The organism is Sphingosinithalassobacter tenebrarum, from assembly GCF_011057975.1.
GTDB lineage: Bacteria > Pseudomonadota > Alphaproteobacteria > Sphingomonadales > Sphingomonadaceae > Sphingomonas > Sphingomonas tenebrarum.
Genome location: NZ_CP049109.1, coordinates 1,877,188 through 1,902,083, shown reverse-complemented (window position 1 = coordinate 1,902,083; position 24,896 = coordinate 1,877,188). Strand labels below are relative to the sequence as shown.

Sequence of the window (24,896 nt, the reverse complement as noted above, 5' to 3'; positions counted from 1 at the left end):
CCACCGGAGACGAACCATGATTCTGGAATTCCAGCCCGATCGCGGACCAACTGTCCTGCATCACGAACCCAAAGCCGCCGTCGCAATCTTCGTGAACGACGGCGACGATCAGACCGGCTTTCTGCTGCACCCGGGCGCCGCCCGTGCCACCGCGATGGCGATGCTCGCCGCCGCGCGAAAGGCCGAAGGCGAAACCGTGCATGCGCTGCCGCTTCAGGGCATCAAGCTCGACGTCACGCACCAGCCCGGGCAGGAACCGACCGGCGTGCTGACGCTGAAAATCAACGGTGCGAATGTGGCGGTAACCTGCGATCCGATGCAACTTGCGGAACTTGCCGCCGGATTCACCGCCGCCAGCAACGCCGTCGACAGGAACTAGCGGCGCGATCGGCAGCCCCCGATACGGCACGATATTCGCTTCGTTCACCCGCGCCGGGCGACTCGACTCGCGCACCATGCGAATGCCGCCGGGCACATAGGAAAGCGGAACGCCGATCATGCGCGGCTGCGAAAACCAGCTCTTGCCGCCGTCGCGCGGCTTCATCACCGCGCCGATCATGCGGGCGCCCCTTCGGAAGTCGGCAAGCCCGACCCGGGCGAACCTTGGTTTCCCATGATCTTGGCAAGACTAGCCGCATCGCAATCGCTGAGCCCGGACAGCGGGCCGAGCTTCAAGCCGAATGCGTCGAACAGTCGAATGGCAAGCGCCTGAGAAGGCGTTCGCGTGCCCCCAAGCAACTGGCTCGCATAGGAAACACTGATGCCGCAAGTCTTGGAGACATCCGTAGGCGTGGGCTTTTTCATGCAACTAACCTTGCAGAATGCAAAGTACGTGACAAGCCCAAAAGTTTGCAATTCGTCTGAGGACCCGCGAACCCACTCCTTGCATATTGCGAAAATGGAAGGCGAATCGATCTTCGACGAAGATGTCGACCGCAGAAGCGGCAACCTCTTGCGCGCATGGCGCGAACACAGAGGAATGACTCAGGAGCAGCTCGCCAGCGCTGTCAACACAACAGGTTCGGTGATCAGCTTGCTGGAGGCAGGAGACAGAAAACTATCTCCAAAATGGCTTTACCGCCTGGCTCCCGCGCTGGATACCACGCCGGGATATTTGCTCGATCATCACCCCGAAGATCTGCCCGACGATATCATCGAAACATGGTCATCAATTCCCCAGGCGCAGCGAAAGCACGCGCGCGAAGTCCTACAGACCTTTCGACACCGTACAGGAACAGAAGACTGAATTTCACATTCTCAGAATGTTGATCGCCCAGTCTATCATGTCCGCACCCTCCGCGCCCGAATCCGGGCGCATGTCCTGCAACAGATCCGCCAGCACGCAAAGGTCGGCTCCGCGCATATTCCGGCAACAGTGAAATGCCGCCATTCGCGACGACGCAGTATCGCCGCGTTGCGCGAATTCCGGCGCGATCATGTTGATCGCCCGCAATTTCGAATCTCGATAGTGCGCACCCCAATGCGAATTATTGAGCCATCGCTCGACCCACTGCCCGAAAAGCGCGCTTTCGGCTGAGCTGATCACACCATCCGCACCGGCCACACCCGCAATCAGAAGGATCGCCGGACGCATTTCCGACCATTCTTCAGGATCGATCCACATCCGGTCTTCATAACGCCCATCGACGTCACGCTCTTCCCTGCCCTTGGCGTTTACAATTTGCGCTTCTGCAATCGCGGCGGTCCGCGATGCCAGCATCGACTCGCGTAACGCGTCTTCGAATTCGATGGACATGTCCGCATGCTGGATAAAATTTTGAAACACCGCCAGAGAGTTTGCGGAATGCAAACATAACGCTTGCGTCGAACTTTGCAGTTTGCAATTATACCTCCGAACCAACGGAGGCTTGCATGGACACGCACCCCAACCACCCGATCCGCCCCGACGGCGAATTCCGCCCGCGCTTTCGCGCGTCAGTTCCGGGTGCCAGGCCCCAGCATCGCGCGCAGTCGCTCGAGCGCTTCGTCGTTGATCATGACATACACGTCCTTTTCCGCCTCCGGATCGGTGAAGCGGAAATAGACGTGCGCGACGCCGCCGATGCGCGCGTTTCCGAACTCGATTTCCTTCGGCCATATCTTGATCTCTTCCACGCGCCCTCTCCCGCAACGGCGGCGAATCGGTGAGCGCCGCGATGGACACGCTACCCGAAATCCCCGCGCCGCGCGCGCCGCAGCCCGAACCCGATTTCGCTGCGCTCGACGAGGCGCTCAACGGTGCCGCCACGGCCGTCGCCGATCTTCGCCGCCATGTCGAAACGCTGCAGCGGCATTTCGAGAACCAGGCCGAACCGCGCGCCCGCATCGAGGCGAACAGGCAGGCTTTCGACGCTGATCTGATCGCGAAACAGCGCGCCGAACTGATCGAAGCGTTCGATGTCGATTGCGACGGCTTCACCACACAGGAAGCCGCAATCATTCTGTGCGCGCCGGAATGCGCTGATCATCTTGGCGACAGGCTTAAGGCGATGGGCTTCTACGCAAGAGATGTCCCCTGGTCGAACGGCAATGGATGCGGCCTCGAGCAGCGTTGGTTCGACAAGGCCCAAGCGGAGGCCGCATCATGATGCACCCCCGCCCCGCTGTCAGCGCCCGCTTCCGCCGCGTCCATTGCGACGCCGATCGCGCCCGCGACTGGCGCCTGCGCTGGCGCCCGCGCCTGGAGCGCGCGACGCGATACGCCGCGTGGATCATCACCGGCATCGCGCTTGCAATGGCCGCCATGTCGATGGGGCTGCAGCCATGATCGCGCCGAATGATCCGAATGACGATCGCGAGCGCGACGAGGAAGTCGAACGCTTCGTCGCCCGCGCGGGCAGCAGCTTCGCGATCCTCCTGTTCGCCGTCGCCATACTCGTAATTCTCCGCTGGGCGGGATTGGGGATAGACCAATGACGGACATGCGTCAGGGCATCGTCGGCGCGGCAGCCGACACGCTCGATCGCGTCGAAGCGCTGCGCAGCGGCACGCCGATCACGCCCCCTGCGGCGGGTACGCGCGGCGCGCTGATCGAAGCCGCCGCCCGCGCCATCGTCGCCGCCGAAGTGATCGACGCCGCATTCGGCGGCCCGGAGGGCGAAGGCCGATGAAACGCCAATGCATCTGCCGCCGCCGCAAATGCGCGCGCCACCGCCAGCGCTGGGAATATTTCTGCAGCGACTGCTGGAGCCGCATTCCCCCGCGCCTGCGCGCGCTGATCACCCGGGCGAGCAAGGAAAAGCGCATCACCGCCCGCGATCAACTCCGCGCCCACGCCGAGCAACATCTCGACGGAACGCGCCCCTGGAGCAGCGCGCCGGTCGAGCCATGCCGAACGGAGGCCGCCGAATGACCAGAATTCACGGTTCAACCACGAAGGAGAAGACGATGAAACAAGTATTGATAACCACCGCCCATCGCGGTGTCTTCGCCGGCGAAATCGCCGACGATCAGGATATCACCGCCAAGGCGATGCCCCTGAACAACGCCCGCATGGCGATCTACTGGGGCACTACCAAGGGGCTGATGCAGCTCTGCGAAACCGGCCCCACCGAAAGCAGCAGGATCAGCGCCCCGGCCGATATTCCGGTCCTGCACGATATCACCGCCGTTTTCACCATCACGCCCGAAGCATGGGCGAAATGGCAAGAGGCGTGACGATGTACGATCCCGTGATCACGGCCGACGACGTGATCCGGGCCGGCGGTGCCTGCGCCGATGGCGTGGGCACCGTGGTACAGCGTCACTGGAAACGCCTTTCCGCCGCAATGCCCGCCTCGCGGGTATTGCGGCTGCTCGGCAGCGATCAGCGCAGATATGTGCTGATCGCTGCTGAGCTCGACGGCGACGGCGACGGCGACGGCTACGGCTACGGCTACGGCTACGGCGACGGCTACGGCTCCGGCTCCGGCTCCGGCTACGGCTCCGGCTACGGCGACGGCTACGGCTACGGCTACGGCTACGGCGACGGCTACGGCGACGGCGACGGCGACGGCGACGGCTCCGGCTACGGCTACGGCTACGGCTACGGCTACGGCGACGGCTACGGCTACGGCTACGGCTACGGCGACGGCGACGGCTACGGCTACGGCTACGGCTACGGCTACGGCGACGGCTACGGCTACGGCTACGGCTACAGCTACGGCGAGGATGACGAATGAACGCCTCGCCGCCCATATTCGTCGGCCGCTCCTCGCTATGGAACAATCCATTCGAGGGGCGGCCCAAGATCGGCGCCGAACGCGCGCGCATCCTGTACGGCTATTGGCTGCCCGGCACGCTCCACCCCTATGTGCTTCGCTGCGCGGGGTTCGGCCATGACGAAATAGACGGCCTGGAGCGCATGCGCAAGCGTGTCGTGGCCAGTTTCGACCAACTGCGCGACCAACGCCTGATTTGCCGCTGCGGCAACCCGCGCACCTGCCACCGACCCATTCTCGCGCGCGCATCGGAGGCCGCCCAATGACCCCGCTGATCATTGACAATTTCGCCGGCGGCGGCGGCGCGTCCACTGGCATCGAGGCCGCGCTCGGCCGCGCCGTGGATATCGCCATCAATCACGACGAACAGGCGATCCGCATGCACGCGGTGAACCACCCCGGCACCCGCCACATCCGCAACAATATCTGGCGGATCGACCCGCAGGAAGTCTGCGAGGGCCGCCCGGTGCGGCTCGCCTGGTTCAGCCCCGACTGCAAGCATTTCAGCAAGGCCAAGGGCGGCAAGCCCCGCGAAAAGTCCATCCGCGATCTCGCATGGATCGTCGTGTTGTGGGCGCAACGCGTCAAACCCGACGTCATCCTGCTTGAGAATGTAGAGGAATTCCGCACCTGGGGGCCGCTCTGCGACGAAGGCCGCCCGATCAGGGAGCGCGCCGGCGAAACCTTCGACAAATGGCAACGCGCCCTGCGCCGCGAAGGCTATAAACTCCAGTTCCGCGAGCTGCGCGCGTGCGATTACGGCGCGCCCACCATCCGCAAGCGATTCTTCATGATCGCCCGCCGCGACGGCAATCCGATCGTCTGGCCCGAACCGACGCACCGCCCGCCCGGCGATGCCGAATTCACCGCATGGCGCACCCGCCAGCGCAAGCTCGGCTTCAAGGTGCCCTCGGCGAACCTGCCCCACTGGCGCACCGCCGCCGACATCATCGACTGGTCGATACCCTGCCCCTCGATCTTCGAGCGCAAGAAGCCGCTCGCCGAAAATACGCTGCGCCGCATCGCGCACGGCATCATGAAATTCGTGGTCGATAATCCGCGGCCGTTCATTGTCGCGACGGACTTCAAGAATACGCGCGCGTCTCGCGTCTTCGATATTGAGGATCCGTTGCGAACGCAGACCGCGCAACCTGCGACGGCCGTCATCGTTCCCACCATCGTCGGCTGCGGCGGACGGCGCGGCCAAAGCGGCCCCACCGATGTCGAACGGCCCTATCCCACCACCACGGCCAAGGCCGATAGCTGCCTCGTTTCCGCTCATCTGGTGCAAACCGGCTATGGCGAACGCGAGGGGCAGGCACCGCGCGCGATCGATGCGCAAAAGCCGCTCGGCACCGCGGTGGCGGGCGGCGTTAAACACGCCGTCGCCACGGCCCGGCTGATGGCCGCCCATTTCGAACAGGCGAACGGCGGTCCTCGGAACGAAAATCTGGCAGGCCGACCAGCGGACGCACCGCTGTCGACCGCAGCCACCACCGGATCGCAACAACGTGTCGTCACCAGCAACCTGGTAAAGCTGCGCGGCACCTGCGCCCACGGCCAGCGCACCGACGAACCGCTCCACACCGTCAGCGCCGGCGGCACGCACATGGCCGAAGTCCGGGCCTTCCTGATCAAATATTACGGCGGAACGTCATCGGACGAAGGTCACGGCCTCGATAGCCCGCTCGGCACCGTCACGGTGCAGGATCGCTTCGGCCTGGTGACCGTCACGATAGAGGGCGAGGAATATGTCATCGTCGACATTGGCATGCGCATGCTCACTCCGCGCGAGCTGTTCAACGCGCAGGGCTTCCCGCCCGATTATGTGATCGACCGCGACAGCAACGGCGATCCGATCACCAAGACGGCGCAGGTCGCCAAATGCGGCAACAGCGTCTGCCCTCCCATCGCCGAGGCCTTGGTACGCGCACAATTCGCCGAGACGGCCGCCGATCGCAAATCAGATGGAGTCGCCGCATGACCCCCGGCACGAACGATATCGGCGACTGGCCCGCCCTGCGCGCGACAGCCGAGCGGATCCGCGACGATCGCGCGCGCAGCGATCCGGCAGCTGTAGAGGCGGGCAGGATGACAAAGGAAGCCGCCCGCGCCCGCGTCCGCGTCGCCGATGCGCTTGCAACGCTATGGCAATGCGTCGCCGAACATCGCGACATTCCCGAACTTGCCGCCTGCGATGCCGAAATCCGCGCCGATCTCGCCACGGCCCGCGCGGCGGCGGAGCGCGTTTCGGCCGCGCGGCCCGATCATGTTCCGCTCGCGCTTCACGCCGCCCGCATAGCCACGCTGGCGCATTACCACGCGCCATATCGCGCCGGCGCCCATATCGCGCTGATTCGCTTCCTCCACGCCTGCAATCAACAGGCGCGCGTCGACCGCGAACCGCGCAGGGCGGCGGCGTGACCGAAAACAAGCCTCCCTTGTTACAAGGCTGCTCTGCAAAGGGCCGCAACCGTGCGCCCGGCCAACAGACCAGCGCATGGCCGCTCCGTCCCTGCCCCGAATGCATGAAGCTGTTCGAACCGAAAGTGGCGAACCAGATGTTCTGCGCGCCGACACACAACGCCGCATGGAACAATCGCGCCACCGCGCGCGGGCGCGTGCTGACACCGCTCGCCTTCGTCGCGCGGATCACCCGGAACGGCACGCGCGGGTCGGACGAAGCGCGCAAGGCCGGGCGGGAGGCGAGCAATCAGCAGAACACACTGATTCAGCGCTGGCGCGACGAAGATCGCGCCGCCGGGCGCATGGAATGGGGGGAATATATGGCCCGCCGATATCGCCTCGGCTTCGACCCACTGACATGAACAAAGCGACCAAACGCAGCTATCCAACGAAGGCGAAGGTAGAATTCGCCGTCGCGATGGCGCGTGAAGTTGCCGGCATCGATCAAATCGGCGCGATCGTGTTCGGCCCGGACGGATCGATCCGCGTCGAGCGAAAGACCGAATCGGTTGCCGACGAATATGAACAGTGGAAGGCTGGTCGCGGAAGGAAATGACCATGCCCGCCGGCCTCCACATCGTTCGCAAGCTGCGTAACGGAAAACCTGCCATCTGGTACGTATATGCATGGCGCGGCGGCCCCTGCATCCACAGGCAGGAGGGCGGCCAGCGCCCGGCTGTCACCGCCACCTTGACTGACAAGGCCGCTGAAGCCCGGCGCGAGTTGCGCACTGCCGACGACGGCACGCTTGCCACGCTGATCGCCGCATTCAAGGCACCGACGACGCCCGAATGGAACAGGCTCGCGCCATCGACGCGCGCGACATGGACAACATGGCTGGACCGCATCCGCGAAGAATTCGGCGATACCCCGCTGCGGATCGTGGCCGATCGGCGGTTTCGCGGCGACGTCCTCGACTGGCGCGACCGCTGGATCAATCAGCCGCGCAGCGCGGACATGGCGATCCAGACATTCTCAAGACTACTGAGTTTCGGCGTCGATCGCGCGCGCATTACAACGAATGTGCTGACGGGCATCGATCAGCTATACGAATTCGATCGCTCCGATGTCATTTGGGAACCGCGGCACTTCGACATGCTTCGACCGCACGCCTCGGTGGAAGTGATGGAAGGCGTCGAACTGGCCGCCGCGACCGGACTTCGCCGCGGCGATCTGGTCAGACTTCCGTGGACCGCGATCGGCGAACACGCGATCATCTGGCGCACCAGCAAGAGCCGGGGGCGCAACCTTGTGACGATCCCCCTCTTGCCGGAAACTCGCAAGCTTCTCGATCGCATCCGCACGCGCCACGCGGCGGCGATGGCAAGGCAACGCCCGAACCGCCGCAAGCCCCTGCCCGAAACCGTGCTGTCGAACAGCCGATGGCAACCCTGGCAACCGGGCGGCTTCGGCTCGCGCTTCAACGATGCGAAAAGAGACAGCGGCCTGGATCTGCACCTGCACGATGTGCGCGGCACCTTCGCCACCCGCTGCATGATCGCCGGGCTGACCGATCAGGAAATCGCCGATATCCTCGGATGGAGCGTCAAGGAAGTCGCCGCGATCCGGGTCAAATATGTCGATCAGGCACGCGTAGTCGTCGCCATCGGAGAGCGCATCGCAAGGGCATCAGTGTAAACCGTGTGTAAACCGCGCAATCTGGCGACGCGCTAAGTCATTGGAAAAGTGGTCGGGGAGACAGGATTCGAACCTGCGACCCTCTGCTCCCAAAGCAGATGCGCTACCAGGCTGCGCTACTCCCCGACTTGGGTTCGCTTAGACGTCGTTGCATGCGACGGCAACGGCTTGCGGCTGGTGGACTTAGATACACCCACCACAAACCAGCTTTTCAACATTCTAGCGGATTGGAGCGAGGTGCTAAAGGACCTGCCGGACGGCGTTCTGGAGGCCCCTCAAACCGATTTCGCTCCGCCAGAGCCGTGAGCGGCTTAAACTAACCCCCCAACCCTATTCAACACCAAGCGCATTGTTCGCGTGTCCCCATGGGCGCGTGACCAGTGCGCTTTTTCATTTTTCCCCAAGAGAACATGACCGACCGCCAGCCCCGCCCCTCCCCGTTCTGTTTGCGGCTGACGCCCGAAGAACGTGCGCGGCTTGAGCGGGACGCGGCGGGTATGTCGCTGGCGGCCTATATCAAATGGCGGGTGTTCGACCCCGATTCCCCACCGCCGAAGACGCGCGGCAAAGCGCCCGTGCGCGATCATCAAACATTGTCGCGACTTATGGGGTTGCTCGGCCAGTCGCGCCTCTCCACCAACATCAACCAGCTCGCCAAGGCCGCGAACTCCGGTTCGCTTCCCGCCGATGATCGAACCCGTTCCGCCCTTGAACGAGCCGCCCGCGATATAGCGGCGATGCGCACGATGCTGATGCAGGCACTGGGTATTCGGGGCGAGCCGTGATTCTCAAAGCCTCGACCAGAGGCTCTCCGAACGCGCTCGCCCGTCATCTCCTCAACGAACGCGACAACGAGCATATCGAACAGCATGAAGTGCGCGGCTTCATGAGCGAGGATGTCGCGGGCGCGTTAGCCGAAGTCCATGCGATGAGCGCGGGCATCAAATCCCGCAAGCCGCTGTTCAGCGTCTCGCTGTCGCCGCCAGAAAATGCGCAGGTCGATACAGCCGTGTTCGAGCGCACCGTGGAGGAGATCGAGCAGCAGAACGGGCTGACCGGACAGCCACGCATCACGCTGTTTCACGAAAAGGAAGGCAGGCGGCACATGCATGCCGTGTGGTCGCGCATCGATCATGAACGCCAAGCCGTCATCGCGCTGCCTTTCTACAAGAACAAGCTGCACGAGATTTCCAAGAGCGTATTTCTCGAACAGGGCTGGAACCTGCCCGCCGGATATATTGACCGCACCGAGCGCGACCCGCGCAACTTCGATCTTGCCCTCTACCATCAGGCCAAACGCGAGGGCCGTGACCCCAAAACGCTCAAAATGCTGGCACAGGAAGCATGGGCGGTGTCCGACAATCGCGAGGCGATGCAGCAGGCGTTGGAGGCACGCGGCCTCTATCTCGCGCGTGGCGATCGTCGCGGCTATGTCGCGCTGACATGGCAGGGCGAGCCCATGGCGTTATCTCGCTTGCTTGGACGTAAGACCAAGGAGGTCCGCGAGCGGCTGGGAGCTGCCGAAGACCTACGCGATATCGAGCAGACCCGCGACCATATCGCCCGCAATGTCGGTCCCGCACTGCATCGGCTGATGGGCGAGGCCGAGCGCGCCAAGGCGGCGGAAATGACCCCGCTCAATCGCGAACGGCTGGCCATGCGCGATGCGCACGCATCGGAACGTCAACGCATGGCGGAGGGGCAAGCCGCACGGCAGCAGGAAGAAACGAGGGAACGCGCCGCACGACTGCGCAACGGCCTGTCCGGTTTCTGGGACCGCTTGTCGGGCCGCTATGCCAAGACCCGCGCGCAGAACGAGCGCGAAGCCTATGCCGGATTCATGCGCGACCGCGACCAGCGGCAGGCGATGATCGAGGCGCAGCTCGCCGAACGGCAAACGCTACAGCGCCGGATCGTATCGGTTCGCCAAACCCACGATACGCGCCTGTCGGAAATCCACCGCGATCTTGCGGAACAGCGCGGCGCGGTACGTTCGCCATCAGCGCGGCTCGACTGGCTTCAAGCGAACCAGCGGCGCTCTCAGGCAGAGGCCGCGCCTTCCAGAGCTACGGAGCAAGGACGGTCCGGCAGCGAAGACCGTCTGCAATGGCTACAGGACCGCTATAACCGCAGCGCCGACACCGATCGACATGCGGGCCGAGATAGCGGCCCAGAGCTTGGACCCGACATCGGCCCCGATCTGGGATAGAAAAAGGGCGGCTCCAACCGGAACCGCCCTTTGTCAAATTGCTTGTGGCGATCAGCGCGCAAACATCAGCATCACAAATCGCACCAGCATCGGCACGACACATAGCAGCGCTATGATCGCAACCAACGCGCCGAAATAGGTCAGGAAGGCGCTCAGCACGAACCACACATACCAGCCGATCGAAGCCAGCCAGTAGCCATAGTGATCGAGCATATAGCCCGTCGCCCACTCAACCGTTTCGCCGTGAAAAGCCGGGGTGAGCAGGAAGGCGAGGACCAGCGCCATCACGATCGCGAATCCACCAATCGCCTTGTCGCCGGAACCCATTTTTTGCTGTTTGCCAAAACCCGACATATCATTCTCCCATCCGTTCACGCGGCACGCCGCCGCTAACCCCGAATAGGATAGGAGCCGCATCATCGCGGCTTGGGGGGATTGGCAAACCCCTTGAGGGAAAGCAGCAGCGTCATCGGATTGGAGGGAGATTCAATAAAGCCGAAACGCAGGTAGAATGCCTTGGCGGCGTCCGAGAGCGCATGCACGACCAGCGCCCGTATGCCGACAATCTCGGCGGCTTGCGCGGTTCTCAGAACAGCGTCCTGCAACAGCGCCACGCCCAGACCTTTGCCCTGCCACCCGCTATCCACCGCCAGTCGCCCAAGAACCGCAATCGGAATGGGGTCGGGCATGTTGCGGCGGATGCGCCCCGGCGCCTCAATCGCGGCGATTCCGCCGGAAGCAAGGCAGTAATAGGCGATCACGCGGGAATCCTGCGCAACAACATAGGTGCGTGACGCGCCGCCCGTCTGATTGGCAAGGGCGCGGCGTTTCAGCCAATCGTCAAGATTGGCGATCCCGCACGTGAATTCTTCCAATCGGTGCGTTCCATTCAGCAGGACAGGTGCCGATATGTCGGAAAGATATGCGCTCACTGCTCCCACGGACGCGTTGCGTTCATCAGCCGCGCAAATCCTTCACCGCTTGCGGGTTGGTCCAGCAATGCGAGGAAGCGATCATAGTCATCCTGATCGACGCGGATCAGCGTCTGATTGAGCAGCGCATCTTCCGCCGCACGTCGGGCGGCATCGATCATGAAATCCGAACGGCTCTTGCCCTGCAATCGCGCCGCCTGATCGATCAGCGCACGCACGTCCGGGCGTACCCGCAAATTGACGGGTTTGGCGTGGTTCTCTGTGTTTGGCGTCGTCTGGACCATGATTGGCGTTCCTCTTTCCTCCATCATATCACAGCTAGATACACAATGTGTATCCTTTTAATCCGAAAAGGGCGTGTGATTATGGAGGCCGGTTCCGCCGTTTAGAATATCCTCGACGCAGCGCTCGAAGAAATCTTCACCGACCACGTCTTCATGCTTACGATGGAGGTGGCGGGCAACATATAAAAGCGCGCAGATCACCGCCGGAACGTCCGTGCCCTCGCGCATGATATTCTGCGCAAACCGCTCGATACCGACGATGAGCGTATTGAAATCCTGTTCGCGCTCTTCGATCAAATACTCTCGTGCAGACTTGAATAAATCCTCTTCCATGTCGAGAATATGTTAGAAAATACAACTAATAGTCAAGTAATATTCGGAATTTCACTTAAGATTTGGTGATGAAAATACCAAATATTAACCATATCTTTAGCTCTTTGGCCGATAATGAAGGGATGAAATCCACGGCCAGTGAGGGAGAATGGCCTTAAGCCAGAGCGATATCGAGGAATTGAAGGCGGCGGTACCGCCGGACATGCGCCCCGCAACGGGCGCAGGCAAATTGCTGCCAGCTTCTTTCAGTCTGGCCTCAGCGCATGGCGCTGAGGCTACCCCTAGGGGTAGCGCCTATGATTATGACAATAGCCCGCCTGAACAGCAAAATACGATCCCGGCCTTCGCCGGACCACTGAGCGACCCCGATACGCAGAAGCTGATCGTTGAAACCGTCCGGCAGTTCGATGCGGGCCAGATCGACACCACCAGCCTCATAATCCCGGCGAATCTCGGTAAGCTGCGCGAGATCGCCGAGAAACGCAAACGCGACCAGCGCCGCGCCGACCTGCTCTTGCTCGACCTTCTGGGCCGCAGGCTTGCGGAACTGGATGCCGAGCTTGCCGCGATCGACGGGCGGTTGTCCGAAATCACCAGCCGCCGGAATGAGATCGGCGAGAGCATGGAAGCGCTGGACGAGCTGGAACGTTTGCACGCACGCGGGCAACTTGACCCGAACAATCCGGTTCATGCCGCGCTGCTCCGCAAGGCCGGAATTTCGCCGGATGATACTTTGGGCGCGGCGATTGCCCGCCGCCGCCATGATTTGAGCGGCGAAGACGATGCCTTGGCCGCCGAATCGAACGAAAAAATGAAGCGGCGCGGTGAGGTCGTGCGAGAACGGCAAGATGTAATCGCGGCCCGCGCCGAGATCGAAAATGCCGATACCGACGAAGCGCGGATAGCCGCAGAGACGCGGGCGACCACGTTGATCGGCGCGCAGCAGCTTGGCGAAGCCGCCTATCAATCCGACAATGAAAGCGCCCGCGAGATCGCCGCCGATGCCGTGGGTATCAGCGCCAAGAGCGAATCCTTCAACCGCCAGTCAGCGGAGCGCATGGACGAGGTCATCATTTCCAACAACGATGCCGCGCCACGTTTCTAGCGGTAATATTCCCGCACCACGTCCCGTACCAGCTCGGTCAATTCAGGCCCTGAAATCTCGTTCGGGTCGATAGGCCGCGTCACATGATGGCCCTTCGCATAGATTTCCAGACTTGGGGGCGCATCCACCGGACCGATAAATATCGCCCGCACTGCGTAGCCTTCGAAAACCGCTTGCCTTAGCGCATCGCGAATTTTCGGCCAGTTGGTCCGGTTGCCACCCAAAAGCACAACTGTTGGTGCATCTTCCGTGAACTGCGCTGCGGAAAACCGAACTGAATTCGGCTCAATGTCTCGTGCCTCGCTCACCGGAACCCTTATGTCGGCGGCTGATTGCGGATGCGCAGTTTGCGCCGCCGCCTCGTTCGGAACGGCCAGCATCATAGCTGCCAGCGCGGCGAGGTGCAGAGGTGTCCGCATGGCGCTCACCCCCCGAATACGGAGATCAGGAACAGGAAAGCGGAGATGAGGATGACTCCGCCCGCCGCCTTGGCATCGCTATAGGCAATACCGAAGCCGACCACGCCCGCTACAAGTCCCGTGACGAGCGGATTGCTGAAAAAGCCGAATTCGGCATCGGCCACAGCGCAACCGATGGCGGCCGCCACGGCGGCCACTCCGGCGATTTCCTTGTTCACTTCGATTGAATGCTTCGCCATGCCTGCCCCTTCCGAAAACCTGTTCGGAAGATGCCAGCGCGCAACATTATCCACAAAAATGTTGCATACAAACCTAGGAGATTCATTGACTTAGCAATGCCATCTCCATTCTGATGGTTTCGCGACCTGTCACGTACAGCGCACAAAACAAGGAAAAAGACAACGGTTCATCGCAACAGACTTGTGGAGTCTGTTGCAGGAAGGAGGCGCGCGGCCATGAACAGGAGAATTGCCAGTGACTGGCAGGTTTTCGACCCCAAGGGGCGGCGTAAATATCTGAGCGCCGACGAGCGCGAGCGGTTCTTGCGCGCCGCCGACCATGAGGCCGACGATATCCGCGCCTTGTGCTATCTTCTGACCTATACCGGATGCCGGATATCCGAGGCGCTGGCGTTGCAGCGGCATCATTTCGAACCCACCCTCGGGCGGGTGATGTTCCGGACGCTCAAGCGGCGCAAGACGCTGTTTCGCTCGGTCCCCGTTCCGCATGATGTCGGGCTGATGCTCCCTCACGCGGGGCATTCAGATGCGTGTCTCTGGCCGCTGCATCGCGTCACCGCATGGCGGCACATCAAGGCCGTGATGGACCGTGCGGGCGTAGACGGGCCGATGGCGACCTGTAAGGGCTTGCGTCACGGTTTCGGAATTCATGCCGCCGCGTGCGGCGTGCCGCAGAACCTTATCCAACGCTGGCTGGGCCACAGCGCCAGCACGACCACCGCGATCTATGTCGATGCCGTAGGCCAAGAAGAGCGCGCGTTCGCGCATATGATGTGGCGCGGCGTGGTCGCGGTTCATTGAAGGAAGGAACCCGCCATGCCGCACACTGATATGGACGATGCCGTTCTCGATCTGCTGATCGACCTTATGGCCGAGCTGGAAACCGTCGAAGACAGCTTGCGCGTTATGCGTGAACGTGCCGCCGCCCTGTCCACCAAATTGGCGAGCCGTTAGCCCTTACGCTTGCCGCGCTTGGTCCCGAGGCCGATCTTCTTCGCCAGCGTCCGCCGCTGCTCGGCATAGTTCGGCGCGACCATCGGGTAATCCGCCGCGAGATTCCACTTGGCGCGGTATTGCTCGGGGGTCATCTGATAGTGGGTCATCAGGTGCCGTTTGAGCATCTTGAGCTTCTTCCCGTCCTCAAGGCACACGATGTAATCGGGCTTCACCGAGGCGCGAATAGAAACGGCGGGTTCCTGCTTCACTTCCGGTTCCGAAGGTTGTTCGCTCAAGCCAGCCAACGCGCCGTGGACATTCTGGATAAGCAGCGGAAGGTCGGACACCGCAACGCTATTGTTCGATACATGCGCAGCCACAACGTCCGCCGTCAGCGATACCAGCGTTTCGTGAAGCTCGTTCTGATCTTCCATGAGGTTCCTTCGGCTCTTTTTACCCGCATCACTTTTAAATGCGCCGAACGCTATTCATCCATTTTGGGTGAAACGCAATGGTTGCGTTCCTATTGGTACCATGCGCTGAGATTGCAATCGTCCAGAAGCCCGGATTGTATCTCTTCATTCAATTTGTCGGTGCAAAAGCGCTAGCGGTTATTTCGTTGATAGCGAGTGGCAATTCTCCACCTTCCGAGGCCGCGACATCCTCGGGCTTTTCTAGCTATGGGATCGTGAACCGGTCCCGCACCCGAAGGGCAACCTGGCTCGCTTCCGCGCTATCGCTTGTGCAGGCTCCGCCCCTGATCGGCGCGTGTTCCACGCGAGGTGTGCCCCGACTGCTCAAGGCCCCGCTCTCATTCCTCCCCATGAAAAGCCGCATTGGCGCGGCCCCAACAAAGGAGGAAATCATGACTACACAAACCGAAAACAACCGCCCCACGCACCGCATTTACGCCGTGAATGGAAATGGCGATGACGCGATCTGGACGCCCGTTGCTGCCGCATGGGCGAACCGCGACGGTAAGGGCTTCACCCTCAAATTCGAAGCTATTCCGGTGACGGGTCGCATCGTCATGCGGGAAATCTCGTCAAAGGAAGCCGAAAATCAGGGAGCGCTCGCATGAGCGCCCCTGCCACTCCCTCAAGCGTGGTGTCGGAAGCCGCACCGCGCAACCGGATCATCCATGGCGATTGCGTGGATGTGATGGCCGGGCTTCCGCCGAATTCGGTGGACTTCATTCTCACCGATCCGCCCTATGGCGTCCGTTATCGATCACGTGATGGGCGCACCCTCCTAAACGACAATAATCTGGATTGGGTGACACCTGCCTTCGCCGAGATGTACCGCCTCTTGAAGCCGGATAGCCTCTGCGTCAGCTTCTATGGCTGGAATGCGATTGCCGACTTCTCGGCTGCATGGCGTGAGGCGGGTTTTCGCGTCGTCGGGCATATCGTGTTCCGCAAGCGATTTGCGTCTTCAACACGCTATCTGCGCCATTATCATGAAAACGCCTTCTTACTCGCCAAGGGCCGCCCGGCAAGACCCGTATGGCCCATTCCCGACGTGATCGATTTCGAATATTCCGGCAACCGCCTGCACCCGACCGAAAAGCCCGTCAGTGCGCTTACGCCGTTGATCACCAGCCTGTGCCCCGAGGGCGGGCTCGTCCTCGACCCGTTCTGCGGTTCGGGTTCTTCATTGATGGCCGCCGATCGTTCCGGGCGCAACTGGATCGGTATCGAGCTTGACCCCGCCCACCACCAGACCGCCAGCGATCGCTTGGCAAAAGAGTTGAGCGAAGCCGCATAGGCTTCCGTCCGCGCAAACAGAAAACGGGGCCGGATTTCTCCGACTCCGTTTCCACCTGCTTTTACAGCATCTTAGTTGTCGTTTGTTGCCCTGACGCCCCACATCCAAGACCCATCGCCGAGTATTGCGCGAAGCAGGCTCAAGATCAGTCGATGCCGATCTCGATAATCTATTCTCGGTCTGTTTCCGCAAGGGCGCATATAGTTGTCGCGATAAAAGGTCCTATAATCGGGATCCCGCACGTAAGGCATCGAGCCATCTAGGTTGTCGCGATTTTCCCAATCTTCGATCGAGACCTTTTCTGGCCTGAATAGTACCTCAAAATCCTCCGGCTCACGGCCTGTTTTTGGGTCTATAATTGCTCGGCCACAACAAATGTATGAGGTAATTAATTTGTTAGGAAACTCCTCTGAAGATACTCCCATGCGCTTAGACCAATCATATCCAGCATTACGGCCATCTTGAATAAATGGATAAGTCATTTCGGAATATGATACTAAATATGAATATTTTTTTCGGCAAAAGCCGATATTGTAACATCTAATGCAAAGCATGCGACACCTCTTCCTTTGTATATTGAGGTGTAGTCACATAGAATTATATGAAAACTGTAGGTGATATGTATCAACAAAGGTAAATATTATTTCACTGAAAAAATACTATGTAATTCACTTTACCTGAACTCATACAGAGCAAGAAATATGAAAAGCTTTCTTGACATTATTATGGTTAATTCCGTATAAGGGTTATTGACAATAATCATATGATGAGGGGACATGCCTATAATCGAAAAGAGCACTGTAGAAGTTCTGGAATTTAATATTACCGATATGGAACCCACGCTACGGAGCGTCGCGTTCAAAAATTGCATTGCCGAAATCTGGAGGAATGCCGAGGGTCAGATCGACCGTACGCATGCACCTGCGGTTTTTATCAGACACCAACCTGGTGGAAATATTGTTGGAACGTACTGGTTCCAGCAGGGGTGCCTACATCGCAACGATGGCCCAGCAATGAACGTTATTTGGGATGGCTTGGCATATGAACAATGGCATCGGAATGGGGAACTCCACAGAGTTGGCGGTCCTGCGCGAACCGTCACTGACATCGAAAATGGTTCCGTGGTGATAAGCGAGGAATGGCGCCTTGAGGGCAAGCTTCACCGGGAGAATCTTCCGAGCAAAATACTCCGTTCTTTGGACACCAATATGCCCTTTTCAGAGGCCTGGTACTGCGCAGGCAGGCTGCATCGCGAAGCAGGGCCAGCGGTCGTATTTCGGGACAAATCCACAGGTGTGGTCCTGGAGGAGGAATGGATGTTCAAGGGGCTGATGCACCGTGACGATGGCCCTGCCCAAATTTATAGAAATGAAGATACCGGGCGTATTGAGCGGCAGAGCTTCTTTCGATGTGGCATCGAAGTGAGGGCTTCGGTTGCGGAAGCAGGCTCGGCATTTTCCAGTCCCTTACCCGATTGACTTGAACAGGCCGTATCTCTGCGCCTAACTTGTCTGTAGAAGCTATGGAGCAGCTATGGATAAGGGAGAAATACTTAAAGCTGGCGCAGATTTGCGCAGGGAGCAGGCATCCCGACTCGTAGACACAGTCCGAAGCAAACTGCCGAATATCCGAGGGCGGAAATATGCAGGCCTTGTGGCGGACCTGCGCGATTATGCTGGTGCGTATTCTTGGCGACTTCCAGTCGATGAAAAAGACGCATATTTGGATGTGAGAGACACGCTAAACGAAATTAAGCGTGGAGCCTATGCGGAACGCCGAGGTGCACTGCTTCAATGGCTCTATGATAACCACCCTGAAGATGCTGCTCCCTTCCTGTCACCCGAACCTCTTGATCAGATTTCGAAAAGAGCTGACGTGGATGAAACTTCGGGAATGGAACCCGAAGGAGACTCGCCTACCGACGTGATTGCTACCGAAAGGTCTCCTTTGGCTGACCGGTCTTCAGATGAGGGGAAGCTGAAAGGATCTCCCGGCAGGCACAAACCCCCGAGCCGTTACATGTATGCTGGCTTGGCCGCGCTTGTGCTAAGCGCTGCCTGCGGATCCGTGTTGTGGCAAGGTGATTTGATCGATTTGTTCGCCGAAGCTCCGATTTCGAAAGGTGCCTCAGTCGGTATTCTTCAAAACTCAACGTCAGATTTGATTGCGTCGCAACCGCTATCGGCTTCGGAAAGCCCTGCTCCTGCAGCAGTCGAGCCAAAACCTATGCCGAGTCCGAGTCCGCCCCCGACAAACGAACCCTCTACCCCTACGCCAGCGCCAAGCGCGCAGGAGAGGCCGACACTCAAACCTACCCCGAGCAGTGCTCGCGCAGAATCCCGCTGGACTCGTGGTTACATGTATGCCGGAATTTATATTGACTATGATGGTAGCAATCCGAAATATCCAGAACCCATTCATGAATGGCAGGAAGGAGAGCCGCTCCTAGTAAATGTGTCGAGAGACACCAAGCCCCGCGAACTTGTGGGGAGAACACTCACGCTAGCACCCGGGGTCTCATCAGTGTATTTACGAGATGGTTTTTTGGGGAATAAAATTGGCGTCGTACGAAGAGGAGATAGATTTGTCGTGAGAAGGTTGACGCATGATAGCGGTTGGATTTGGATGTATATTGAGAGAGTTGAATAATGTTTATGATCCGTTGAAGATTATTTGGATAATAAATCATATTTTTTATTAACTACCTAGTTATGGCTAAGGAGAGATGTGCCTGTTAGGCTGAATGCAAGATGTGCATGGTAATACCATGCATCTTGGCAAGGGGCACCCGCTGGCGCGTTCCCCGTTGCATCCCCTCCGGCCGTTGGCGCTCCGCTGCACCCATGATCTTCGGCTGAACCCTCATCAGATCAGGGGCAACTCCGCGCCATTCAATCCTATCGCCGATTGATCGCTTGTCAGAAAGAGCGTTCCTGCTCCTCCCGACACCCGCCATGACCAAAGGAGATTTCGCTCTCCCTTGGAACCCATCGCGCAGGGCTTGGAGATTTGCCGCTCCACCTGCACCGAACCATGCATAGGCCAAGGTACCCGTAAGCGATGCGATCGGGACAATCGTTCATGTCTTACTATTTCGCCGCGGCTATATGATCGTCGGCTTTCAAAAAATCCCGCCTTGTTCCTTGAACTGCGCTGCTCGATCGGTCACAGTCGCGAGAGTTTGATTCGTCGGCAAATGGGGAATTTGCGATGTTCAAAGTCAAGCACGCGATATTTGGCGCTTTCTCTCTTGTCGGCGGTCTGGGCATTTCGCTTGCGAACAGTAGCGAAACCTTCGGCAATGACACATCCAACTTCACATATGACGCGCGTGGTCGTCTGATCGAGGTCGAGCATAGCGGCTCGGTCAACAACAATATGGTTGCCAATTACAGCTATGACGACGCGAACAATCGCGTGAACGTCACCGTTACGGGCGCGACCTCCCCTCCATGACCCTGATCCGTTCGGCTTGCTGAGCCGATGTTCTGATCTGGTTGGGGGGGCAACCATGCATTCATTTTCCGTTTTCGGCCGCGCTGCAGCGCGACATTCGATCCGCTTGTGCCTGATCGCATCCGTTGCGCTGCCGGCAATCGCCAAAGCGCAGGAATATGAGCCGCCGCCCTTGCCCCCGATCCGTCAGACCATCGATGCGAACGGCGTTGATCTGACCCGCGGCGTGTTGATCGCGCCGTCGCATTCCGTCTCGATCGGGCCTGCGGACGACCCGGCGCTGGTCTTCAGCCGAAGCGTGACGTCCGACCGACAATTTCGGGATTCCACCAGTGGTGTCATCTATTCGCCGGGAGGTCCGGTTACCGTCAGTATCGGCGGAGCAACCGAAACGTTCAGCCTGGATGCGGTAAGCGGCGAATATCTCTCCGATCAGCATACCGGCTCGACCTTGGAAAATGGTGTCTACACCAGAGCTGACGGAACAGTTGCGACCTTCGCGCAAGTCGCGACGCGTACCATGTATATTACCAACGGAAGTTCCATCCAGACGCTCACCCGGCCAAATGGCGAGAAGCTGACCTACCATTATCAGGTCGCGTCCACTTGCCTCAAAGGGTGGCCCGGCGACTGCCAGACCTATGTCACCATAGGTCGCTTGATCTCCGTGGAATCGAATCGCGGCTATCAGATGCGGATGACGTTCGACGAAGTCATCCCTCCCGATTCCCTGGAGGATTCGAATGCCTGGTTCGACGTCTCGAAGGTGACGCTGGTCAATACGACCGTCGATGGCTGCGATCCCGATTCACTCTATTGCACCTATTCGCAAAGCTGGCCGTCGCTCTCGATGTCCGGCGTTGAATCGTTCACCGACAGCCTGGGCAACGAGACGACCTATAGCTTCACTTCGGGGCGGTTGACCGGCATCAAACGTCCCGGCGCCAGCACCAACAACGTTACCATCAGCTATGACGGCAATGGCATGGTGGATTCGGTGGTACGCAACGGCGTTACGACGACCTACGATTATGCCGATGACACCGGCACCAATGAGAGGACGACCACCGTCAACGCTTCCGGCGACGAGAAGCGGATCGTCACGACCGACCTCGACTATATGCAGATCATTTCCGACGAGGACGCGCTCGGCAATGAGACCGGCTACAGCTATGACGCAACGACGCGCCTTCTGGAAACGGTAACCGCGCCGGAAGGCAACTCGGTCAGCTATGACTATGACAGTCGCGGCAATGTGACCGAAATAACCGTATCGCCCAAATCGGGTTCGACCCTTTCGGATATCGTCTTTCAGAGCAGCTATCCGGCGAGCAGTACGACCTATACCGATCAATGCGCGACGGCGAGCGCAGTGGTCTGCAACAAGCCTGTCTCCACCACCGATCCGCTCGGCAATGTCACCGACTACACCTATGACAGCAGTCACGGCGGCGTACTGACGGTTACGCGACCGGCAGCAGCATCGGGCGGAACGCGGCCCCAGACCCGCTACACCTATGGCAGCCATTATGCGTGGTATCGCAATGCCTCAGGGACGCTGGTGCAGGCGCCAACGCCCGTGGTGCGGCTCGAGCAGGTGTCGGCCTGTGCTTCGGGATCGAGCTGTACGGGAAGCGCGGATGAAAGCGTGACCGAGTTCACCTATCAATCGGGTTCGGCCTCGACCGCGAGCAATATCCTGCTGACCGAGCTGGAAAGTCGCGCGGGCGATGCCAGTGTCTCCTCGACGGTCAAGCCGTCCTATGACGCGGTCGGCAATATCGCCAGCGTCGATGGTCCGCTGTCGGGCGCGGCCGATACGACCAGCTATCGCTATGATCTGGGCCGCCAGCTGTTGGGCGTCATCGCGCCCGATCCCGACGGCGCGGGGCCGCTGGTTCGGCAAGCGCTGCGGATGCACTATAATGATGACGGCCAGCGTACGGAAACCGAGCTCGGCACCGTTACGGGGACGAGCGACACCGATTGGAGCAACTTCGTCTCGCTCCAGCAAGCCACGTCCACCTATGACGCCGCGACCGCGCGCAAGACCCAGGATGCGGTGAGCGCCGATGGCACGACCTATCAGCTCGTCCAATATGGCTATGACAGCCGTGGACGGCTCGAATGTACCGCGTTGCGCATGAACGCCGCCGCCTGGGGATCGCAGACCGATGCGTGCGAAGCGAATACGGGTGGCAGCTTCGGGCCCGATCGTATCACCAGGACCGAATATGACGATAATGGCCGCGCGATCGAAACGATCTCGGGCTACGACACCGGCGTTGCCGCGGTCGTTCAGACGCTCACCTATACCGACAATGGACAAATCGAATCGCTTACCGATGGCGAGGGTAACAAGACCAGCTATAGCTATGATGGCGTCGACCGGCTCTCGCGGGTCTATTTCCCTGACACGACCCAGGGATCGGGTACCAGTTCGAGCAGCGACTTCATGCGCTACGACTATGACGCCAACGGCAATATCGTGCAGCTGCGCACGCGCGCGGCTCAGAACATCTATTTCTATTATGATGACCTCAACCGCCTTTACCGGAAGAATATTCCCGGGCCGGACGATTATTACGGTTACGATCTGCTCGGGCGGCTGTTGTACGCGCGCCACGGCTCCACCACCGGCACGGGCATCAGCCATGACTGGGACGCGCTCGGGCGCGTGACCGCGACGAGCAATGACATGAGCGGCACGGCGCGCACCTTGAGCTATCAATATGATGCGGCTGGCAACCGCACGCAGCTGACCTATCCCGACAGTGCCTTCGTCGCCTATGAATATGACGTGTTGAGCCGGGTCACGCGCATCAAGCGCGGCGGCAATGTGCTTTCGGACATCAGCTATGACGATCTCGGTCGCCGGATGCTGGAGGAGCGGCGCGGCGACGCGGATCTGGTCTACGGCTATGACGATATCTCGCGCCTTGCGAGCCTGGAGTTCGATCTGTCGGGCACGGCCTCGGACCTGACGACGACCTTCGCCTACAATCCGGCGAACCAGGTGACGTCGCAGGATCGCAGCAACGACGCCTATGCGTTCACCGGCTACGACAACGGCAGCCAGGGCTATGTGGCCAACGGCCTCAATCAATATTCGAGTGTTGCCGGGACTGCGTTCAGCTATGACGGGAACGGCAATCTCACGAGCGACGGCAGCACGAACTATGGCTATGACGTGCAGAACCGGCTGACGAGCGCCTCGGGCGGCCACAGCGCGAGCCTGTCCTATGATCCGCTCGGGCGGCTGTGGGAAAGCGCCGACCCCTCGGTATCGGGCAGCGCGATCGAATATCTCTACGATGGCGACCGGCTGATCATGGAATATGACGGCTCGGGCGCGGTCCTGCGGCGCTATGTGTTTGATCCGGGCCGGGAGGACGCGCCGATCGCCTGGTATGAAGGCTCGGGGGTCTCGCTATCCTATATGCGTAACCTGATGCCCGATCGGCTGGGGTCGATCACGGCGGTGACCGACAGCGACGGCACGCTGCTCTCCGCCAACAGCTATGACGCCTGGGGAAGTCCGGGGGCGGGGAATATCGGGCGGTTCCAATATACCGGCCAGGCGTGGCTCGAAGACCTCGATATCTACTATTACAAGGCCCGGATGTACGCACCCGAGCTGGGCAGGTTCCTGCAGACCGATCCCATCGGTTATGCCGATGGTCCTAATATCTACGGCTATGTTGGCAATGATCCGGTGAATGCGGTCGATCCATCTGGCCAAACTAGTTGCGAAAACAGCTCGAGGCAGGAAAACTCAAATGCTGTCCCGTGTTACGAGGAGCCTCCCATAGAGGTGATAGTGCCGCCATTCTTCGATATGAATTTTAGCTATAATAATATAGGTATTGGTGGTTCAGGTGGGGCTCCAGGTGAGGAACAGGATACACCGCAAAATGATCCCCGTTCATTAGACCAATGTCCTGAGGGGAGCTTCGGGGTATTTAGGCAAGCCGCCAATGCTGCCTATGCGCAGTATCCCCGACGCTTGGTAGATTTTGTGTTCCCATTCAGTGCGATCCGGGGATTAGCCATTCATGCGCACTTTGCTGCGAGTATAAATGCAACCGGAGGATTGTATAGCGCAGAGGTGTCCTACAAGAATGGTGTGGTTGTTCCCTACGGGACGCCAGGTTCCGTTCGCGCGGATGGTGTATTTGGACCTGTGGCTTCCCCTTCGTATGTGGTGGAGTTGAAGAGCGGCCTCGCAGTGCCAACTCCTTCCGAGATTGAGAATTATCGGCGTAACCTACCCTCCGGGACGGGGGTATGTGGTATTGTGGAAGCACCGGGGCCAGGATGAAAAGCGTAGAGAAAAATCGGATTAAAAGCGTAGCGAGGAAAATCGGCTTTCACGACAAAGGCGATTTTCTAGTTCGGGCGCGGAGCAAGGACATTATAGCCGGTCTTGCCATCGATGGAGCGCCATCATCAACTTATGTCTGGACATTCTTGCTGCCAGCTTTTGATGACCTTGAATTTATGCACATGTCCTTAGGGGCGAGGGTCGTGAACCTCGCCACATTGGAGCAACCTCTTGAAGAGAGTTTGAAGGATGCTTGGGATGCAATCTCGCCTATCAGAGATGCCGAGCGACTGATCGCGTATCTTGATGCAGAGGGTATCGGTGGTGAGTATGCTGAATGGACGCGCTTCATCTGCCTAATCAGGCTAGGGAAGTTCGATGAAGCAGAAGGGATGCTTAGTTCAGTTAAGAATCTTACAGCCGCTTCAATCCCGCAGAAATTAAAGGAAATGGACGAGTTCAAATCTTATGGAGGTTGGGCCGCTGTGCAGGACCTACTGGTTGAATGGTCTTCACGAACAGATCAGCTAGTATCTGGCGTTCCGCTTGAGCTTTAAGCAAGATGTTCTCCTCATTCGGCCTCGGTCAT

Annotated in this window: 36 protein-coding genes and 1 tRNA gene; 26 read left to right on the top strand and 11 right to left on the bottom strand. The window is 59.7% G+C overall.

What is annotated here, in order from left to right; genetic code table 11:
• The first annotated feature begins 16 nt into the window (after positions 1 to 16).
• The gene (locus G5C33_RS09405) at positions 17 to 379 is read left to right on the top strand and encodes a hypothetical protein (protein WP_165326969.1); all 363 of its coding nucleotides are present in this window, start codon (positions 17 to 19) and stop codon (positions 377 to 379) included.
• A 176-nt stretch (positions 380 to 555) separates the two neighbouring features.
• Here the strand turns inward: G5C33_RS09405 and G5C33_RS09400 are convergent, their stop codons facing one another.
• Complete coding sequence (locus G5C33_RS09400; RefSeq protein ID WP_165326968.1) at positions 556 to 804, bottom strand: helix-turn-helix domain-containing protein; 249 nt, start codon at positions 802 to 804, stop codon at positions 556 to 558.
• Between the two features lie 94 nt (positions 805 to 898).
• Between G5C33_RS09400 and G5C33_RS09395 the strand changes: the two genes are divergently transcribed.
• Complete coding sequence (locus tag G5C33_RS09395; protein WP_206518671.1) at positions 899 to 1,246, top strand: helix-turn-helix domain-containing protein; 348 nt, start codon at positions 899 to 901, stop codon at positions 1,244 to 1,246.
• A gap of 3 nt (positions 1,247 to 1,249) precedes the next feature.
• Here G5C33_RS09395 and G5C33_RS09390 read toward each other — a convergent pair whose 3' ends face one another.
• On the bottom strand, positions 1,250 to 1,756 hold the full coding sequence (locus tag G5C33_RS09390) for a hypothetical protein (protein WP_165326966.1): 507 nt from the start codon (positions 1,754 to 1,756) through the stop codon (positions 1,250 to 1,252).
• 179 nt (positions 1,757 to 1,935) lie between these two features.
• The gene (locus G5C33_RS09385; protein WP_165326965.1) at positions 1,936 to 2,115 is read right to left on the bottom strand and encodes a hypothetical protein; all 180 of its coding nucleotides are present in this window, start codon (positions 2,113 to 2,115) and stop codon (positions 1,936 to 1,938) included.
• Positions 2,116 to 2,144: 29 nt separating this feature from the next.
• Between G5C33_RS09385 and G5C33_RS09380 the strand changes: the two genes are divergently transcribed.
• The 13 genes from G5C33_RS09380 to G5C33_RS09315 all read left to right on the top strand — a co-directional run bounded on the left by G5C33_RS09380 (position 2,145) and on the right by G5C33_RS09315 (position 8,303).
• A complete protein-coding gene (locus G5C33_RS09380; protein WP_206518670.1) occupies positions 2,145 to 2,588 on the top strand; it encodes a hypothetical protein in 444 nt (147 codons plus the stop codon).
• The gene (locus tag G5C33_RS09375; RefSeq protein WP_165326963.1) at positions 2,585 to 2,767 is read left to right on the top strand and encodes a hypothetical protein; all 183 of its coding nucleotides are present in this window, start codon (positions 2,585 to 2,587) and stop codon (positions 2,765 to 2,767) included. Before G5C33_RS09380 ends, G5C33_RS09375 begins: the two co-directional genes overlap by 4 nt.
• Positions 2,764 to 2,916: a hypothetical protein gene (locus G5C33_RS09370; RefSeq protein ID WP_165326962.1), complete on the top strand. Its 153-nt coding sequence runs from the start codon at positions 2,764 to 2,766 to the stop codon at positions 2,914 to 2,916. The genes G5C33_RS09375 and G5C33_RS09370 overlap by 4 nt, the downstream gene beginning before the upstream one ends.
• The gene (locus tag G5C33_RS09365; protein WP_165326961.1) at positions 2,913 to 3,110 is read left to right on the top strand and encodes a hypothetical protein; all 198 of its coding nucleotides are present in this window, start codon (positions 2,913 to 2,915) and stop codon (positions 3,108 to 3,110) included. The genes G5C33_RS09370 and G5C33_RS09365 overlap by 4 nt, the downstream gene beginning before the upstream one ends.
• Positions 3,107 to 3,352 carry a hypothetical protein gene (locus G5C33_RS09360; RefSeq protein ID WP_165326960.1) on the top strand — a complete coding sequence of 82 codons (246 nt, stop codon included), beginning with the start codon at positions 3,107 to 3,109 and terminating at the stop codon, positions 3,350 to 3,352. Before G5C33_RS09365 ends, G5C33_RS09360 begins: the two co-directional genes overlap by 4 nt.
• 35 nt (positions 3,353 to 3,387) lie before the next feature.
• Positions 3,388 to 3,657: a DUF6948 domain-containing protein gene (locus tag G5C33_RS09355; protein WP_165326959.1), complete on the top strand. Its 270-nt coding sequence runs from the start codon at positions 3,388 to 3,390 to the stop codon at positions 3,655 to 3,657.
• A gap of 2 nt (positions 3,658 to 3,659) precedes the next feature.
• A complete protein-coding gene (locus tag G5C33_RS19205; RefSeq protein WP_206518669.1) occupies positions 3,660 to 4,160 on the top strand; it encodes a hypothetical protein in 501 nt (166 codons plus the stop codon).
• Entirely contained in the window at positions 4,157 to 4,465 is a 309-nt protein-coding gene (locus tag G5C33_RS09340; RefSeq protein WP_165326958.1) for a DUF4326 domain-containing protein, read from the top strand. The genes G5C33_RS19205 and G5C33_RS09340 overlap by 4 nt, the downstream gene beginning before the upstream one ends.
• Complete coding sequence (locus G5C33_RS09335; protein WP_165326957.1) at positions 4,462 to 6,183, top strand: DNA cytosine methyltransferase; 1,722 nt, start codon at positions 4,462 to 4,464, stop codon at positions 6,181 to 6,183. Before G5C33_RS09340 ends, G5C33_RS09335 begins: the two co-directional genes overlap by 4 nt.
• The gene (locus tag G5C33_RS09330) at positions 6,180 to 6,623 is read left to right on the top strand and encodes a hypothetical protein (protein WP_165326956.1); all 444 of its coding nucleotides are present in this window, start codon (positions 6,180 to 6,182) and stop codon (positions 6,621 to 6,623) included. Before G5C33_RS09335 ends, G5C33_RS09330 begins: the two co-directional genes overlap by 4 nt.
• Before the next feature lie 104 nt (positions 6,624 to 6,727).
• The gene (locus tag G5C33_RS09325) at positions 6,728 to 7,027 is read left to right on the top strand and encodes a hypothetical protein (protein WP_165326955.1); all 300 of its coding nucleotides are present in this window, start codon (positions 6,728 to 6,730) and stop codon (positions 7,025 to 7,027) included.
• A complete protein-coding gene (locus G5C33_RS09320) occupies positions 7,024 to 7,221 on the top strand; it encodes a hypothetical protein (RefSeq protein WP_165326954.1) in 198 nt (65 codons plus the stop codon). The genes G5C33_RS09325 and G5C33_RS09320 overlap by 4 nt, the downstream gene beginning before the upstream one ends.
• A 2-nt stretch (positions 7,222 to 7,223) precedes the next feature.
• On the top strand, positions 7,224 to 8,303 hold the full coding sequence (locus G5C33_RS09315; RefSeq protein WP_165326953.1) for a tyrosine-type recombinase/integrase: 1,080 nt from the start codon (positions 7,224 to 7,226) through the stop codon (positions 8,301 to 8,303).
• A gap of 49 nt (positions 8,304 to 8,352) precedes the next feature.
• Here G5C33_RS09315 and G5C33_RS09310 read toward each other — a convergent pair.
• Positions 8,353 to 8,429: transfer RNA gene (locus G5C33_RS09310), tRNA-Pro, on the bottom strand.
• Between the two features lie 254 nt (positions 8,430 to 8,683).
• On the opposite strand from G5C33_RS09310, the gene mobC reads away from it, so the two are divergent.
• A complete protein-coding gene (gene mobC / locus G5C33_RS09305; RefSeq protein WP_228275264.1) occupies positions 8,684 to 9,088 on the top strand; it encodes a plasmid mobilization relaxosome protein MobC in 405 nt (134 codons plus the stop codon).
• The gene (locus G5C33_RS09300; protein WP_165326952.1) at positions 9,085 to 10,512 is read left to right on the top strand and encodes a relaxase/mobilization nuclease domain-containing protein; all 1,428 of its coding nucleotides are present in this window, start codon (positions 9,085 to 9,087) and stop codon (positions 10,510 to 10,512) included. The genes mobC and G5C33_RS09300 overlap by 4 nt, the downstream gene beginning before the upstream one ends.
• A gap of 51 nt (positions 10,513 to 10,563) precedes the next feature.
• Here the strand turns inward: G5C33_RS09300 and G5C33_RS09295 are convergent, their stop codons facing one another.
• From G5C33_RS09295 to G5C33_RS09280, 4 genes are all read right to left on the bottom strand, one after another.
• Complete coding sequence (locus tag G5C33_RS09295; RefSeq protein WP_206518668.1) at positions 10,564 to 10,866, bottom strand: hypothetical protein; 303 nt, start codon at positions 10,864 to 10,866, stop codon at positions 10,564 to 10,566.
• A gap of 62 nt (positions 10,867 to 10,928) precedes the next feature.
• A complete protein-coding gene (locus tag G5C33_RS09290) occupies positions 10,929 to 11,444 on the bottom strand; it encodes a GNAT family N-acetyltransferase (RefSeq protein WP_228275263.1) in 516 nt (171 codons plus the stop codon).
• On the bottom strand, positions 11,441 to 11,728 hold the full coding sequence (locus G5C33_RS09285; RefSeq protein WP_165326950.1) for a type II toxin-antitoxin system TacA family antitoxin: 288 nt from the start codon (positions 11,726 to 11,728) through the stop codon (positions 11,441 to 11,443). The genes G5C33_RS09290 and G5C33_RS09285 overlap by 4 nt, the downstream gene beginning before the upstream one ends.
• 57 nt (positions 11,729 to 11,785) lie before the next feature.
• A complete protein-coding gene (locus G5C33_RS09280) occupies positions 11,786 to 12,061 on the bottom strand; it encodes a hypothetical protein (RefSeq protein WP_165326949.1) in 276 nt (91 codons plus the stop codon).
• 202 nt (positions 12,062 to 12,263) lie between these two features.
• Between G5C33_RS09280 and G5C33_RS09275 the strand changes: the two genes are divergently transcribed.
• A complete protein-coding gene (locus G5C33_RS09275) occupies positions 12,264 to 13,166 on the top strand; it encodes a hypothetical protein (RefSeq protein WP_165326948.1) in 903 nt (300 codons plus the stop codon).
• Here G5C33_RS09275 and G5C33_RS09270 read toward each other — a convergent pair.
• Together G5C33_RS09270 and G5C33_RS09265 are read right to left on the bottom strand one after the other, a co-directional pair.
• Complete coding sequence (locus G5C33_RS09270; protein WP_165326947.1) at positions 13,163 to 13,549, bottom strand: hypothetical protein; 387 nt, start codon at positions 13,547 to 13,549, stop codon at positions 13,163 to 13,165. The two genes, G5C33_RS09275 and G5C33_RS09270, sit on opposite strands and share 4 nt — an antisense overlap.
• A gap of 41 nt (positions 13,550 to 13,590) precedes the next feature.
• Entirely contained in the window at positions 13,591 to 13,824 is a 234-nt protein-coding gene (locus G5C33_RS09265; protein ID WP_165326453.1) for a hypothetical protein, read from the bottom strand.
• A 216-nt stretch (positions 13,825 to 14,040) separates the two neighbouring features.
• Here G5C33_RS09265 and G5C33_RS09260 point away from each other — a divergent pair, with 216 nt between their 5' ends.
• Together G5C33_RS09260 and G5C33_RS19425 are read left to right on the top strand one after the other, a co-directional pair.
• Complete coding sequence (locus G5C33_RS09260; RefSeq protein WP_165326452.1) at positions 14,041 to 14,625, top strand: tyrosine-type recombinase/integrase; 585 nt, start codon at positions 14,041 to 14,043, stop codon at positions 14,623 to 14,625.
• Positions 14,626 to 14,655: 30 nt separating this feature from the next.
• Complete coding sequence (locus G5C33_RS19425) at positions 14,656 to 14,778, top strand: hypothetical protein (protein ID WP_266095916.1); 123 nt, start codon at positions 14,656 to 14,658, stop codon at positions 14,776 to 14,778.
• Here the strand turns inward: G5C33_RS19425 and G5C33_RS09250 are convergent.
• On the bottom strand, positions 14,775 to 15,194 hold the full coding sequence (locus G5C33_RS09250; RefSeq protein WP_165326451.1) for a MucR family transcriptional regulator: 420 nt from the start codon (positions 15,192 to 15,194) through the stop codon (positions 14,775 to 14,777). The two genes, G5C33_RS19425 and G5C33_RS09250, sit on opposite strands and share 4 nt — an antisense overlap.
• 431 nt (positions 15,195 to 15,625) lie before the next feature.
• Between G5C33_RS09250 and G5C33_RS09245 the strand changes: the two genes are divergently transcribed.
• The 6 genes from G5C33_RS09245 to G5C33_RS09220 all read left to right on the top strand — a co-directional run bounded on the left by G5C33_RS09245 (position 15,626) and on the right by G5C33_RS09220 (position 24,864).
• On the top strand, positions 15,626 to 15,841 hold the full coding sequence (locus tag G5C33_RS09245; RefSeq protein ID WP_165326450.1) for a hypothetical protein: 216 nt from the start codon (positions 15,626 to 15,628) through the stop codon (positions 15,839 to 15,841).
• On the top strand, positions 15,838 to 16,527 hold the full coding sequence (locus G5C33_RS09240; RefSeq protein WP_165326945.1) for a DNA methyltransferase: 690 nt from the start codon (positions 15,838 to 15,840) through the stop codon (positions 16,525 to 16,527). The genes G5C33_RS09245 and G5C33_RS09240 overlap by 4 nt, the downstream gene beginning before the upstream one ends.
• Positions 16,528 to 17,303: 776 nt before the next feature.
• The gene (locus G5C33_RS09235) at positions 17,304 to 18,005 is read left to right on the top strand and encodes a hypothetical protein (protein ID WP_165326944.1); all 702 of its coding nucleotides are present in this window, start codon (positions 17,304 to 17,306) and stop codon (positions 18,003 to 18,005) included.
• Positions 18,006 to 19,737: 1,732 nt separating this feature from the next.
• Positions 19,738 to 19,983: an RHS repeat protein gene (locus tag G5C33_RS09230; protein ID WP_165326943.1), complete on the top strand. Its 246-nt coding sequence runs from the start codon at positions 19,738 to 19,740 to the stop codon at positions 19,981 to 19,983.
• A gap of 55 nt (positions 19,984 to 20,038) precedes the next feature.
• Complete coding sequence (locus G5C33_RS09225; protein WP_165326942.1) at positions 20,039 to 24,304, top strand: RHS repeat domain-containing protein; 4,266 nt, start codon at positions 20,039 to 20,041, stop codon at positions 24,302 to 24,304.
• A complete protein-coding gene (locus tag G5C33_RS09220; protein ID WP_165326941.1) occupies positions 24,301 to 24,864 on the top strand; it encodes a hypothetical protein in 564 nt (187 codons plus the stop codon). Before G5C33_RS09225 ends, G5C33_RS09220 begins: the two co-directional genes overlap by 4 nt.
• Positions 24,865 to 24,896: the final 32 nt, after the last annotated feature.

Bases quoted from the DNA above. Each gene is read 5' to 3' on its own strand.
- G5C33_RS09330 (WP_165326956.1), top strand. From the start codon at position 6,180: ATGACCCCCGGCACGAACGATATCGGCGACTGGCCCGCCCTGCGCGCG.
- G5C33_RS09335 (WP_165326957.1), top strand. From the start codon at position 4,462: ATGACCCCGCTGATCATTGACAATTTCGCCGGCGGCGGCGGCGCGTCC.
- G5C33_RS09270 (WP_165326947.1), bottom strand. From the start codon at position 13,549: ATGATGCTGGCCGTTCCGAACGAGGCGGCGGCGCAAACTGCGCATCCG.
- G5C33_RS09225 (WP_165326942.1), top strand. From the start codon at position 20,039: ATGCATTCATTTTCCGTTTTCGGCCGCGCTGCAGCGCGACATTCGATC.
- G5C33_RS09360 (WP_165326960.1), top strand. From the start codon at position 3,107: ATGAAACGCCAATGCATCTGCCGCCGCCGCAAATGCGCGCGCCACCGC.
- G5C33_RS09370 (WP_165326962.1), top strand. From the start codon at position 2,764: ATGATCGCGCCGAATGATCCGAATGACGATCGCGAGCGCGACGAGGAA.
- G5C33_RS09375 (WP_165326963.1), top strand. From the start codon at position 2,585: ATGATGCACCCCCGCCCCGCTGTCAGCGCCCGCTTCCGCCGCGTCCAT.
- G5C33_RS09355 (WP_165326959.1), top strand. From the start codon at position 3,388: ATGAAACAAGTATTGATAACCACCGCCCATCGCGGTGTCTTCGCCGGC.
- G5C33_RS09285 (WP_165326950.1), bottom strand. From the start codon at position 11,728: ATGGTCCAGACGACGCCAAACACAGAGAACCACGCCAAACCCGTCAAT.
- G5C33_RS09365 (WP_165326961.1), top strand. From the start codon at position 2,913: ATGACGGACATGCGTCAGGGCATCGTCGGCGCGGCAGCCGACACGCTC.
- G5C33_RS09315 (WP_165326953.1), top strand. From the start codon at position 7,224: ATGCCCGCCGGCCTCCACATCGTTCGCAAGCTGCGTAACGGAAAACCT.
- G5C33_RS09230 (WP_165326943.1), top strand. From the start codon at position 19,738: ATGTTCAAAGTCAAGCACGCGATATTTGGCGCTTTCTCTCTTGTCGGC.
- G5C33_RS09400 (WP_165326968.1), bottom strand. From the start codon at position 804: ATGAAAAAGCCCACGCCTACGGATGTCTCCAAGACTTGCGGCATCAGT.
- G5C33_RS09295 (WP_206518668.1), bottom strand. From the start codon at position 10,866: ATGTCGGGTTTTGGCAAACAGCAAAAAATGGGTTCCGGCGACAAGGCG.
- G5C33_RS19425 (WP_266095916.1), top strand. From the start codon at position 14,656: ATGGACGATGCCGTTCTCGATCTGCTGATCGACCTTATGGCCGAGCTG.
- G5C33_RS09245 (WP_165326450.1), top strand. From the start codon at position 15,626: ATGACTACACAAACCGAAAACAACCGCCCCACGCACCGCATTTACGCC.
- G5C33_RS09220 (WP_165326941.1), top strand. From the start codon at position 24,301: ATGAAAAGCGTAGAGAAAAATCGGATTAAAAGCGTAGCGAGGAAAATC.
- G5C33_RS19205 (WP_206518669.1), top strand. From the start codon at position 3,660: ATGTACGATCCCGTGATCACGGCCGACGACGTGATCCGGGCCGGCGGT.
- G5C33_RS09340 (WP_165326958.1), top strand. From the start codon at position 4,157: ATGAACGCCTCGCCGCCCATATTCGTCGGCCGCTCCTCGCTATGGAAC.
- G5C33_RS09405 (WP_165326969.1), top strand. From the start codon at position 17: ATGATTCTGGAATTCCAGCCCGATCGCGGACCAACTGTCCTGCATCAC.
- G5C33_RS09325 (WP_165326955.1), top strand. From the start codon at position 6,728: ATGAAGCTGTTCGAACCGAAAGTGGCGAACCAGATGTTCTGCGCGCCG.
- G5C33_RS09280 (WP_165326949.1), bottom strand. From the start codon at position 12,061: ATGGAAGAGGATTTATTCAAGTCTGCACGAGAGTATTTGATCGAAGAG.
- G5C33_RS09250 (WP_165326451.1), bottom strand. From the start codon at position 15,194: ATGGAAGATCAGAACGAGCTTCACGAAACGCTGGTATCGCTGACGGCG.
- G5C33_RS09235 (WP_165326944.1), top strand. From the start codon at position 17,304: ATGCCTATAATCGAAAAGAGCACTGTAGAAGTTCTGGAATTTAATATT.
- G5C33_RS09390 (WP_165326966.1), bottom strand. From the start codon at position 1,756: ATGTCCATCGAATTCGAAGACGCGTTACGCGAGTCGATGCTGGCATCG.
- G5C33_RS09320 (WP_165326954.1), top strand. From the start codon at position 7,024: ATGAACAAAGCGACCAAACGCAGCTATCCAACGAAGGCGAAGGTAGAA.
- G5C33_RS09240 (WP_165326945.1), top strand. From the start codon at position 15,838: ATGAGCGCCCCTGCCACTCCCTCAAGCGTGGTGTCGGAAGCCGCACCG.
- G5C33_RS09395 (WP_206518671.1), top strand. From the start codon at position 899: ATGGAAGGCGAATCGATCTTCGACGAAGATGTCGACCGCAGAAGCGGC.
- G5C33_RS09260 (WP_165326452.1), top strand. From the start codon at position 14,041: ATGAACAGGAGAATTGCCAGTGACTGGCAGGTTTTCGACCCCAAGGGG.
- G5C33_RS09265 (WP_165326453.1), bottom strand. From the start codon at position 13,824: ATGGCGAAGCATTCAATCGAAGTGAACAAGGAAATCGCCGGAGTGGCC.
- G5C33_RS09275 (WP_165326948.1), top strand. From the start codon at position 12,264: ATGCGCCCCGCAACGGGCGCAGGCAAATTGCTGCCAGCTTCTTTCAGT.